This is a genomic window from Larkinella sp., assembly GCF_965227735.1.
Taxonomy (GTDB): domain Bacteria; phylum Bacteroidota; class Bacteroidia; order Cytophagales; family Spirosomataceae; genus Larkinella.
In genome coordinates this window covers 2094779-2106916 of the sequence record NZ_OZ245776.1, presented here as the reverse complement: position 1 = coordinate 2106916, position 12138 = coordinate 2094779, and the positions used below count along the sequence as shown (strand labels likewise).

Genomic DNA, 12138 nt, shown 5'->3' with positions numbered 1-12138 from the left:
ATTTGTCGTTTTATGGGTGGGCGACCCCGACACAAAACCGACGTAGACGCCGATTGAGCTTATCCTTCTTTAGAGGAACGCCGAAGCGACTTGAAAACGGCCACAAGACCGGCCAGCACCAATCCGACTACCAAACCAACCCCAAATTCTTTCAGTATGGCCGGAAGGTTGGGAAATAAGGTGTGCAGGAAGTGGATGTTATGCACAAATATTCCGCCCGCAACCAGCAGAAGAGCCAACGTCCCCACCACGCTTAAAATACGGACGATAATTGGTAGCGCGCCAACCAGAACATGGCCCAGTTTGGAAAGGAAACCCGTATGGTTCGATCTTTTAATCAACTTGTAACCGGCATCATCCATTCGGACAATGAGCGCTACCAGGCCATAGACGCCAACCGTCGCCAGCAGGGCTACCACGGACACCGTCAAAATCTGTATCATGGAGGGCTGTCCGGCAACCGACCCCAGCGCAATGATAACAATTTCTACAGAAAGGATAAAATCCGTCGTTATGGCGGATTTTACTTTGACTTTTTCCTGGTCGGCAGGAGGAGTAGCTTGCTGGTCATCCGGGGTTGCCTGGTGTTTGGGTGCTTTTTCTTTACCAAAGTAGTCGATTATTTTTTCGCCCCCTTCGTAGGCCAGGTAACAACCGCCCAGCAGCAGGATGACGGTGATGGCGACCGGAAAGAAGGCATTCAGCAGCAGGGCAATCGGAACAATAATGAGTTTATTGATGAATGAGCCTTTCGTAATAGACCACAGGATGGGCAATTCTCTGTCGGCCAGGAATCCCGTCGCTTTTTCCGCGTTTACCGCCAGATCGTCGCCCAATATCCCGGCGGTTTTCCGCGTGGCTACTTTTGTTGCTAAAGCAACATCATCCATTAAGGCAGCAATATCATCTAAAATTGCAAAAAAACCAGAGGCCATTTGTAGAGTGGATTATACGAAAACTTTTTATGGCTGAAAGATAGAGATAGATTGCCTCTAAAGTACCGCCTGCATCCATTATCTGATTGTTTGGATAAAAACTAAGTCCATCCGGCGGTAACCTGGCGTTCGTCACAGCGATTGGGAGGTGGGTGAAGTACCGGGAAATTGCCCCAACCATCTACTTCAGAAAGGGCTGGTTTTCAGCGGGGAGGTCAGGTTGCAATTCTTCTTCAATCAGGTGGTGCTCAGTAAGCGGTGGAGTCGTGCTGATCATGTCCTGGATAGCGACGTTTCAATCCTTCTTCAACTGGATGGTACTCAGTAAGAACTGCTGTTTGGTGAGAGGCATTGCTATCGTTGGTTGTTTCAATCCTTCTTCAACTGGATGGTACTCAGTAAGAAAACCCGAAAGCAGTACCGGCAAAAGTCAACATCGTTTCAATCCTTCTTCAACTGGATGGTACTCAGTAAGTGGTCTTTTCTTCGGGGTTACAGAGCAAACGATCAAGTTTCAATCCTTCTTCAACTGGATGGTACTCAGTAAGACAGTCCCGAATTGGAAGCTGTAACCCGAAAGATCGGTTTCAATCCTTCTTCAACTGGATGGTACTCAGTAAGCGCAAACGACTACCCTAAACGCATTGATTACAATGCGTTTCAATCCTTCTTCAACTGGATGGTACTCAGTAAGTCAACGCGTCGAACTCGGGCGCGGTGAGCCCTACGGGTTTCAATCCTTCTTCAACTGGATGGTACTCAGTAAGGTAGTCCGGGTGAAGGCTATTTTGTCGCGGTAGCTCATGGTTTCAATCCTTCTTCAACTGGATGGTACTCAGTAAGCTTTGATGCGCCGTGCCAGATCAAAGATGCCGACTCGTTTCAATCCTTCTTCAACTGGATGGTACTCAGTAAGGTAGCCGAATCAAGCCAAAAAGGGGGTGTTTCGCGTGTTTCAATCCTTCTTCAACTGGATGGTACTCAGTAAGAAACCGAAGAACTAACCAACTCTCCGCCGTACCGAAGTTTCAATCCTTCTTCAACTGGATGGTACTCAGTAAGGGATCGGCTTTGAAATCCCATCCGAGAAACGCACCGAGTTTCAATCCTTCTTCAACTGGATGGTACTCAGTAAGTTCTGTACCCTTTTCCGGGAGATAGACCGGGAGTCTGTTTCAATCCTTCTTCAACTGGATGGTACTCAGTAAGATTTACGAAATAGTGTAATAATTACCTAGTAATCAGGGTTTCAATCCTTCTTCAACTGGATGGTACTCAGTAAGCCCCGAGCAAAAGAGACAGGACAGCCTTGAGGTCGTGTTTCAATCCTTCTTCAACTGGATGGTACTCAGTAAGAAAAAGAACCGACGATACACACGCTTTTTTGTCGAGTTTCAATCCTTCTTCAACTGGATGGTACTCAGTAAGCGGGTTCGCATTCTGAACCTGACTTTCATGGTCAAGTTTCAATCCTTCTTCAACTGGATGGTACTCAGTAAGCAAGTGGGCACTGGCAGGCGGATGCCGGGCGATCTTGTTTCAATCCTTCTTCAACTGGATGGTACTCAGTAAGGAAAGAATATCAACAGGTTACAAGGTATTTTTAATCGTTTCAATCCTTCTTCAACTGGATGGTACTCAGTAAGTAGAATGGGTGAATAATGGTTGAAATAATGGTCTTGTTTCAATCCTTCTTCAACTGGATGGTACTCAGTAAGGCAAGCCCTGACCAGCATTTTTTCAAACATGAGTTCGTTTCAATCCTTCTTCAACTGGATGGTACTCAGTAAGTTTGTCCAGGCAGAAGAAAAAGCGGTCTGAATCGACGTGTTTCAATCCTTCTTCAACTGGATGGTACTCAGTAAGGCATTACGTATCATTCAGTAAGGCAATTGAGCCAATGTTTCAATCCTTCTTCAACTGGATGGTACTCAGTAAGTATAGCAATTGGTTTGATCGGTCTTTATTTCATCATGTTTCAATCCTTCTTCAACTGGATGGTACTCAGTAAGTCGTCTGGCTGGCTAAGCCGCTTATAGATAGCAGGTTAGGTGCAAATCTGCTTTGCTCTTTTTTAGTTTCACAGGACGTCAAATAACGGGTTTTGTACATAAATAATAGGTTTTTCCGAAAACGTAAACGGTAAATAATCAGATGCTTACGGCCTTTTTTGCGCCAACGTTAAATAAATTCCCCGCCGGAACGCCTTTTACCGGATACAAACATTCCGATACGTACAAGTTACACAACGGGCTTTGTATTTGGTCGCTTTCGGATAAAAATTCTGATCGATGATGCGGTAAACCGACTCGGCCGCTGCCCGAATCTCGCCCAACTCCGTCTCGCCAATCGGAACCTCCATTACCTTGTTCCGACTCCGGGTATACACCAGATACCCCCGCGTCACTTTTCGATTAAAATTCTCTTCGATCAGCCAGGCATAACAATACAACTGCGTCCGGTAGGTTTCGTAAATCCGGTCTTTGTATTCCGCAAATTTATAATCCAGTGGCGCCATCGTGCCGTCGGCCAGCTCCAGTACCTCGTCGATGCGGCCCCGGATGTGGTCGTTGGTCAGGTATTGGTCCAGATACTTGTTGACGACGCCCAACCGCCTTCGGAGGTAGTCTTTGTTCTGCTCCAGTTTCTCGTCGTGCAGGTGACGGCCCCGCATCACTTTGTAATCCTTTTCTTCGTGCTGCGAAATCTGTAAAACATACTCAAAGTACGTAAACCGGGGACAGAACAAATATTCGATCAGATGCGAAGGCGTGAGCGTCACGGGAATGAAGAGTTAAGAGTTAAGAGTTGGGTGGGGTCAGAAAAAGAGGGCGCGGATTTCGTCCGTCACCAGCTTCTTATCGAAGGCTTGTCCCAGTAAATCCGTTTGCTGCAATTCGTCCCGACTCATCGGGAAAATGTAGACCCGGTCTTTCGTCTCGTCGATCAACTCTTCCAGTTGAAGCCGGAGCGTGTCTTTGGCATTTGGGGTGAGCGACCCCAGAAAGCAGGAAAACTGCACCCGGTATAATCCGGCCTGCAAACAAAGCTTGCTCGCCCTGGTGCGGGCTTTGTCCTTTTCAATGTCGTATAGTACCCAGATAATCATGGTCTTAAGGTTCGATCAGGCTGTTGGCAAACTGATGAGCGTCCAACTGCATCACGTGACTGCGGCACAGGTTACGGCCCCGGTGCCGGATCGGGTCGTTGTCCATAAATGTGTTGAAAGCCGTCACCAGCAGGGCCTTGCCTTCCGCGTTCAGGGTGGCCCCCGGCTCGCCGTTCCGGTTCGCCAGCGGACTGGTGTGGGCTTTGTTGACTTTCTTGCCCGAAAACAGCCGGAACACCACCTCGTCGGCGTAGATGCGGTACGGTTCGATAAAGTCGTAGACCATGCTCAACTGGTTGTAATCGTCGCGGTGCAGAAAGCCTACGTACGGATCAATTCCGGCAATGATCAGGCTTTTCTCGGTTTTGCTGTACAGAATACCGTAGGCGTAATTCAGAAACGCGTTGAAGGCATCCCGGGCCGGTCGGCTGCTGCGACCCTGAAACCGGTATTCGGCGGGCAGCACATGGCTGAGGGTTTCGAAATAGAGCCGCCCGGCGGTTCCTTCCAGACCCCGCAGCGTTTCGGCGATGTCGGCCACGCGCCCGGCGTCCAGCGTGTTGACCGACACACACAGGGCTTCCACGCGGGTGAGCTTGTCGTTGAGGAAATCGGCATGTTGCGGGCGGTGTTTTTTGAGGTCTTTTACCAGCGAAAGCTGGTTGTCCATCTTCGTCAGCAACCAGCTTTTGATCCAGCGCACACCCACGGCCGACAAACTGGCTTCCAGTTGCGCTTTCCGGATTTTGGTGGTGCTGCCCAGTTTCGAATGCCACACCCGCCCGATGGGATCGCCGTCTTGTTCGACAAAAACAATATCGACGTTATGCTGCATCGCCAGCCGGATGGCATCCGTACTGAGCGAGGTGCCGGTGCTCATGATGATGTGCGTCACTTTCTGGGCAGAATAGGGCGTACTTTTTATCTGACCGTCTTTCTCCCGCAACCGAATATCGAACATCCGGTCCTTGACGTGGACATACGTGCCGTAAGTATTGATGTGAAGCTGCATTTTATGGAGCGAATGAGTGATTGAGTGAATGTGTGAATTGGCACTCAATCGCTCAATCACTCATTCGCTCAATGGACCCAAAGCCGCGGGCGACCTGCTTGCCGAGGCCCAGGCCGTCGGGCAGGAGGACGTTGGCGGTAAACGCCCCGGCGAAGGCCACCATCGTCTGGTTTTTAAACTGCGTGGTGCGTTCCTGAACCGAAAGAGCGAGCATAATCCGGTCGGTCGGTTCGAGCCAGAGGCCCAGGTCTTTGAACACCATCAGAATCTGGTTGGTCAGCACCCGTTTGAGCTGGGCTTTCCGGTCGGCTTCGTTGCGGTTGCGGTAGTCGCGGTAATTATCCTGGTTGAGGGCCATCCAAAGCGTTTCGAAGCGGTATTGGTGCAAATCGTCGCTCATGCCAAGGGCAACCTGCTCGTGGCGGATGTGCTTGCTGAGCACCGGGATGCGCTGCCCGTCCAGATCAAGTTCCCGCATCTGCAGAAACAACCGGGCCAGGAGCGCGGCCCCGTCCTGGAGTCCGACCAGTGTGGGCACTTTCTGCAAGACTTTGTACTGCACCAGCGGGTAGGCATACCGCAGGCTGCCGTCTTCGTAATGGTTGTGCAGCATGGGCGAGTGTTCGCGGAACAGTTCGCCGAAATACCCCCGGAGTTTGTGTCCGTCGCGGGTGCGCAGCGCGATTTCAGGGAAGGTGACGGTGGTGAGGGGGAGGAGGGTTTGGGAGAGGGTGGGGGTCATACAATTATGTCGATTAGAAAAAACAAGTTTCGTTTGCGGATGCACCTTCTTTGCGCCGGTCAAAGCCGGTTATTTCATCGTAATAGTTCTGCACTTCACCTCGGTTAACAATTAATAAGCCTTCGACTAATTGATTGTAATTTTTGTCCATCTGCAGTTCTTTTACTTTTGATAAATACTTCGGTACGGTTATAATTCTCTGATTGAAAGCTAGTTTATAGTTGGTGTCAAAAGTTTCTTTACTCATCTTTCTACAAATAAGTGCTAAAAAAGCATTTTTAGCACTTAAGGCTTCTTCATCAATTTCAATGAATATAGACACGGCAAAACCTTTCTGATCAATTACCTGAAAACTCGAAACCGGGTGGGTGTTTTTATCATCATTATCGTAATTCAGGCGCTTCATACTACCAAAAATCTCACGGGCTGTTTTAAAAGACTTGATACCGTCGGCAGATAGATTGTCATAATATTCGCCGATTAGGGTCAGGTATTTTTCTTCAGGAATCTGACCGTTATTTTCAATGGCACTTTTTGTTAGCGCCTGCCGTGATTGCGTAGCCGTTGTTCGGTCGTAGATACTTTCGCAATCGTTAAAATCGATTACATATAAAGGTGAGTGGTTGCGATCTGCCGAATTTTCCCGGTTAATACGGCCAGCTACCTGCACGATGGAATCAATAGGGCCGACATCCCGAAAACCCATATCGAAATCCAGATCAACGCCCGCTTCAACGCACTGAGTAGCAATAAGAATGGGTTTAAAACCGGCCTTAAGATCGAGTTTAACTTGGTCGATGACGCGGAGACGATGGGAAGGAACGATATTAGTCGATAAATAATAGATTTTATTCTGATAGCCTCTATCACCTAAGTACTCCCGAATGGCTGTGAACAAATCTACTGATCGTTTGACCAAATTGCAGACGATCAGGCAGGATTTGTTCACTGACCAGTTAGGGGTAAAATAGTCTTCAACAAATTCGTTTTCATCAGCAATAGGATCACTAATCAAAGGTATGATCTTCGTTCGTTTAAATGCGGCAAATACGGCCTGGTGTTCAGTCAGCAATTCTGTTACATTAAGTACATCACCTTCCTTCGCAATGATTTCACGGTTAGCCAGTTCAAATGTTTTAGGCTTTGTGGCCGTCATTAGGATAACTCGCGTATTCAGAAACTTGGTGGCATAAAACAGCGCAGCTCCAATTAGCGGTAACTGTTCCAGCCGGATTGTTTGCACTTCGTCCAGAATGACAATGGCACCGGCGTAGTGGTGAAACTTTTTCAATAATTTATTCCGATTGCCAATCAGTGTTTGTAGAAACTGCACAAACGTCGTAATAACTATATCACTTTGCCACGTATCAAGTAGCATCGTTTTCTGATTCCAACCCTGATTTTCTTCATCATCTTTTTTATTCGATAACTGCTCAAGAGCGTCTGCAAATTGATAATGAGCCAATATTTGCCCGTAATCGCCGATCACCTGCTTGTATTCAGCAATGGCTTGCTCAATGATGTTGATAAAGGGCAACGCATAAATAATTTGGGCTTCATACTGCTCCTTGGTACGTATTTTCGCTTTAAGCCGGAGCGCAAAGTCGAGGGCTGTTAGCGTCTTACCTATACCGGTTGGGGCAGTCAGAGTGAACAACCGCTTTTCGAGAATATCCGACTTCTCTAAATGCTGCATTACCGCCCCGCGTACATAACTGCGCAACTCATTTTGGCCCAGGGTTGTCAGTTCTTCTGGGGTATACGGCTGAAACAATACTGGTTTTAGCCGCAGATCGACCAAGGTTGAAGGGAGTGGTTTGCGGGTGTAGAGTGTTGTGTCAGAAGCATCTAACTTGTCGGATTCAATGAGTAATGAAAACAAGTAGCTTATTAGAAAGTAATTCTGAATATTCGGTTTTCGCTCTAAATCCCGAACGGTTTTGATCAGTTTTTTATCGGGGTATTTAAGATAACTTTCTAAAGCGGGCTCGTTCAACTCAACCGCAATCTGCTCTAATGCGGATTGAATCGTTTTAGCTTGCTGATTAAAAATGTATTCTTCAGTACTGTCCTCCACTGCATAGCCTTTTAAATCATTGATATCTGTCAGACTTTTATGGTGGTGAAAAATCAGGTAGGCCGCCCACAGAGCTACATTATCGAGACCCAGCGAACTGTACTTCTGATAAAGTGCAAAACCGCCAAACTTGGCGTGTTGCTTCAACTCCTGATTGAATCCCCCCGATTTGAGCAGATAGTTTTGGAAGTGAGTGGTATACTTACCGAGGTCATGATACAAACCAACCAGCCGTAATACATCGGTCAGTGGCTGGTTAGTTTGCATCGTTATGTGTGTGTGAAATGACCGTAAGGCCTTGTCGGTTACGGCCATTGTGTGGTCGACAAGATGCTTAGAGCCATACGTTGTACCGTCTGGATTCTGCTTGCTATGTGAGTAGAAGATAGTCATTCCATAAACAGGATATGCTGGATTTCGCCAGCCTGAATCAATCTGTAATGCGGTTTGTTTAGCCGTACCCGTACTCCCGATGCAGTAGTCGAAAATAACATCCGATCCATCCGCCGGAGTTCGCGGTCGAAATTTGCCGCAAAGTCACCGGGTAGCAGTTCTTCTTCAATTGATTGAAGCGTATCTTCCGTTCGTTGCCGGTCAAAATCCAGTTCATCAACTGCTTCTGAAGGCATGGCCGAATGCACGAGCACCCAGTCATCCGAGTCTGTCAGTTGGACATCTGAAATAAGAATTGCCGAAAGTAGGGATGCCGTAAAATTCGCAGTGCCAAATGTGAGGGCATACTGAAACTGACGTTCTAATATTGCCTGCTTCAACGACTGGAAAGTCTCATCACCAATTTCGTGGCAGGCAACATAAAGCCGGTAGACCACCATGTCGCGGCTGATACTTAATCCACTTACGATTTCAAATGGTGTTTGAATTCGACCATTTGATCCGTCAAAATCACCTTTGCCGACAATTTTCAGCAGATTAAGCCGATGAAACGTTTTCTTGATCGGCTGCATCACGCGGACGCCAATCCTAATACGCTCCGAAGCCAGTTCGTCGTAGTAGCTGTCGCGGGATCGACCCAACATACCGGCCAGCATACCCATCAAGGTCGTACGGGGCGGTATGCTGAAACTCATGGCGGTATTATTCGCATAATATTTGCGAAAGTGGGCGAGTTTACCACCCACATCGATTTGCAGTACTTCCATATAACCGGTTAGTTGGCGGATAGTGTAATACCGGTAGCTGCTTTGATATAGGCCGATTTAATGGGTTTTCCTTGGCCCGTATTTTCAGTTAACAAATTTTGGAGGGCTGACACATCCAGCGTCAAATCCTCAAAACGCCGAATCTGCTTTTCTTCTAATTGATCGGTTGGAGATACCTTGACATAATTGCGCAAGTCGCCGAAATTACCGTTGAAAAAACCGTCATTGTACGTGATTTCGACGTAGAGTTTAGGATACTGATTCAGTTTTGACCGCGTCGGCATAGCAGGAACACTCTTCCAAACCGCATCTCGGAACGTCTCAATATCTGCATCAGTCAGGCCGGTACTTTGAGCCGCAAACTTGTTAATGGTCCCATTGAAAGCCAACAGGCTATAATGAACCCGATAATCTTTACCGAAAGTGCTGCTATCGTCGTTCATCGTCGTCACGATCGAACTCGACTCCATCAATTGAACTTTATGCAGCGAATACCCCCAGTTGATTTGAACAGGTCCCGTATAGGCTCGGGAAAATCCCTCAACAGCAAATGCGCTTCCGAACAAGCGGATGTCTACAAATTTTTGCTTAACCATCTGCGCCAATAAATAGACGCTCAATGACCGGTTTGCCTTGTCCTGTAGCTTCTTAAAAATCTTCTCCGGTGTTTTCTCGGTATCTATAATTTTCGCCAGCGCATCTCCCATCGATTCGTTTTCGGCAAACAGTTCGCCAATCGTTTCGTCATTCGCTAATGCACGTTTTACAACAGCTTCCAACTTTTGTTCTGGATTTACTTTACGTCCATCCTCCATATCAACAAAAATTTCAGTGCCGGTCATTTTCAGATAGTCGCGAATGTAGCGTTTCAGGCGGGTGTCTGTTACTAAATTGGTATCAGTATCATAATCCATACGGGGCTTATTTTCCTGATCGGGATCACCGTTGGGATTACACTGTGTTGCATCATATAGAAACAAAAAATCAGCATTATTCGTAATAAGAGTTGCCATTGATTGTAAAGAGTTTTAGGTTATTCGTTGGTTATCATTTTTTTCTTGGAACCGGCAAAGAATGAGTAGCCCGACAGAATGAAAAAAAGAGCTTCGTCAGGTTTCATTGTCCAGTTTTCGTGATTAAAGAGCATCATAAAGCGGCTTAATGTACTCTCGGTCAATCGGTGAATGCTATACTGTTGCGTCTTCTCGACCAAATCTCGATGCAACCGCCGGATGTCATCCCGATCCATGCCATTGTAGTTCAGTTTTTTGAGGACCGGCTTTGTCTTGTGTTCTTTTTTGTACTGCGTTTGCGCTACCGTATTGAGTACACGCCCTAAATAAAAAAGAGCTTTATGCTCCGGTTTGTAACTCATGCGTCCAAAAAACTCCTCTATTTTTTGTTGATAGTCGGGTAAAATTTGCTCTTCCGGCGCAGCATCAAGGGTAATCTCTTCAAGGTCATCAAGTTGATCCTCTTCCATTGGATTGATTAGGTTAAACTGTTTAAGAATCTGGATAAAGGCGAGGTACTGAAATACCGCATTACGAATGGCAAAATCGAACTCGGTATTTTCACGAATATTGGTGTAACCGGCGTATCTCCCGTAGTAATGGCATAGGATCAATTCTTTAAAATAGCCAAAGAGTTTTGCTCGCTCAACTGGACGTTTTTCGAGTACCTGTTTGAACAAATTGAGTGCTTCATTTTTCTTTTCTTTGTCTCTCCGAACCGGTATCATTGAATAAACCGTGAACAAGTTAAAGTCGAGCGGAATCTGTTCTTTACCCATACTCATGATACTTGTCCAATTGACGCCCGGTACGGTTTTCCAATCAGTAGTAAGCTTGCGGAAAGCACCAATTAATTGCTCAAAGTGCGTTCGGCTGACGTCTTTGATTACGCTAATAGTCTTGAAGAAATTACCGTCTGATTCAAATCCTAAAAAAGTGATCCAGTAAGGATTTTCAGTTTCCACACTGATATCACCAACAATTTCCTGATATGTATTGAACTGAAAAAGTAGATCGGATTTCCGGATTAGTCCTTTTAGGGTCGTTTCTATATCAGTATTGTCTTGACTGAGCAATTGAGGAATCACGCAATGATCGATACCCGCAATCCGCGTTTTATACTTATCAAGCAGGTATTTCGACCCCCGTTCCAGGTACGACTGTGTTTGTTTATCAACCTGATAGTTTTTCTGAAATGCTCCGTTTTCCCAATTACTAGCGTAATTGACAGTCGTCGTAACGAACATTTTATTCAAACTGTAGCGAGCCGAAATATCCAATTCGCCCACTTCCATAGTGCGTTGACCTGTGGCATAGCAAAGTTTTTCAATTGGCTCATCAGTTTTATTTTCTACAGATTCGCCGATGAATTTTCTTTTCAGAAACGTCTTATAGCCATCAATTTGGCTAAATAATACGGGCTTTGCCCACCCTTTTGCTGTCCATATTACCTGTGCCACGACCAATGCAAACCGCTCTGATGGGCGTAAGGTGATTGCTTTCAAAAACCGCTTTTCATCGTCCGATAGCTTTTCTTTGTCGGCATCAGTAAACTTGGTGTTATTCAATAAATCAAACCGGTTTTCGAATTCAGTACGAAGTGTGAAAATTTCGTTGAGTGTTTCGTAAAGAGGTGTGGTCCGTAAATCAGAAAAACCCGTTTCGATGGCATCCGTAAACTGCCCCCGATCTGGTTCTGTACCTCTCTTATCGGGAATCCCAAAGAACGTCTTGCGCAGTTGCTCCACTTTTTTCCATTCTGCACACGTATAGACGGCTTTGTTATTGCCGCCCTGAATTTTAATATTGAAAAACCGTTCAGGAGATTCGTCAGGATCATACTCTAATAGACCGCCAACTTCAACCCGGCGCTCATCCAGATTGAAAATGAGCGGTATTACATAGTTGGTAATAGGGTCTCTTTTCTTGGTTTCCGTTTCAATCTTTGGACTGTCCAGAATATCATCCCAGTCACCCCGATTTTGACTGAGTTGCTGGCCTATGCGAATCAGAGTTTGTAACATATGTTTTGCCTTATAAAAAAATATGAATGAGCATGGCAGTAAGATTATGGTGAGAGGATCAGATGC

General features: G+C 46.3%; 9 protein-coding genes and 1 CRISPR repeat array. All 9 genes read right to left on the bottom strand.

What is annotated here, in order from left to right:
• Positions 1 to 59: 59 nt before the first annotated feature.
• On the bottom strand, positions 60 to 935 hold the full coding sequence (locus ACO064_RS07980) for a DUF808 domain-containing protein (RefSeq protein ID WP_421826862.1): 876 nt from the start codon (positions 933 to 935) through the stop codon (positions 60 to 62).
• Between the two features lie 219 nt (positions 936 to 1154).
• Positions 1155 to 2947: a CRISPR direct-repeat array (repeat unit 37 nt; unit sequence GTTTCAATCCTTCTTCAACTGGATGGTACTCAGTAAG).
• A 197-nt stretch (positions 2948 to 3144) separates the two neighbouring features.
• Entirely contained in the window at positions 3145 to 3717 is a 573-nt protein-coding gene (gene cas4 / locus ACO064_RS07975; protein ID WP_421826861.1) for a CRISPR-associated protein Cas4, read from the bottom strand.
• A 36-nt stretch (positions 3718 to 3753) separates the two neighbouring features.
• Complete coding sequence (gene cas2, locus ACO064_RS07970; RefSeq protein WP_114405117.1) at positions 3754 to 4044, bottom strand: CRISPR-associated endonuclease Cas2; 291 nt, start codon at positions 4042 to 4044, stop codon at positions 3754 to 3756.
• A 4-nt stretch (positions 4045 to 4048) separates the two neighbouring features.
• Positions 4049 to 5056: a CRISPR-associated endonuclease Cas1 gene (cas1, locus tag ACO064_RS07965; protein ID WP_421826860.1), complete on the bottom strand. Its 1008-nt coding sequence runs from the start codon at positions 5054 to 5056 to the stop codon at positions 4049 to 4051.
• A gap of 52 nt (positions 5057 to 5108) precedes the next feature.
• The gene (locus ACO064_RS07960; protein WP_421826859.1) at positions 5109 to 5798 is read right to left on the bottom strand and encodes a CRISPR-associated endonuclease Cas6; all 690 of its coding nucleotides are present in this window, start codon (positions 5796 to 5798) and stop codon (positions 5109 to 5111) included.
• A 13-nt stretch (positions 5799 to 5811) separates the two neighbouring features.
• Positions 5812 to 8268 carry a CRISPR-associated helicase Cas3' gene (cas3, locus tag ACO064_RS07955; protein ID WP_421826858.1) on the bottom strand — a complete coding sequence of 819 codons (2457 nt, stop codon included), beginning with the start codon at positions 8266 to 8268 and terminating at the stop codon, positions 5812 to 5814.
• Positions 8265 to 9035, bottom strand: a complete 771-nt coding sequence (gene cas5, locus ACO064_RS07950; protein WP_421826857.1) for a CRISPR-associated protein Cas5 — start codon at positions 9033 to 9035, stop codon at positions 8265 to 8267. Before cas5 ends, cas3 begins: the two co-directional genes overlap by 4 nt.
• 8 nt (positions 9036 to 9043) lie before the next feature.
• Positions 9044 to 10048: a type I-B CRISPR-associated protein Cas7/Csh2 gene (cas7b, locus tag ACO064_RS07945; RefSeq protein WP_421826856.1), complete on the bottom strand. Its 1005-nt coding sequence runs from the start codon at positions 10046 to 10048 to the stop codon at positions 9044 to 9046.
• A 20-nt stretch (positions 10049 to 10068) separates the two neighbouring features.
• Positions 10069 to 12072 carry a TM1802 family CRISPR-associated protein gene (locus tag ACO064_RS07940; RefSeq protein WP_421826855.1) on the bottom strand — a complete coding sequence of 668 codons (2004 nt, stop codon included), beginning with the start codon at positions 12070 to 12072 and terminating at the stop codon, positions 10069 to 10071.
• Between the last annotated feature and the right edge of the window lie 66 nt (positions 12073 to 12138).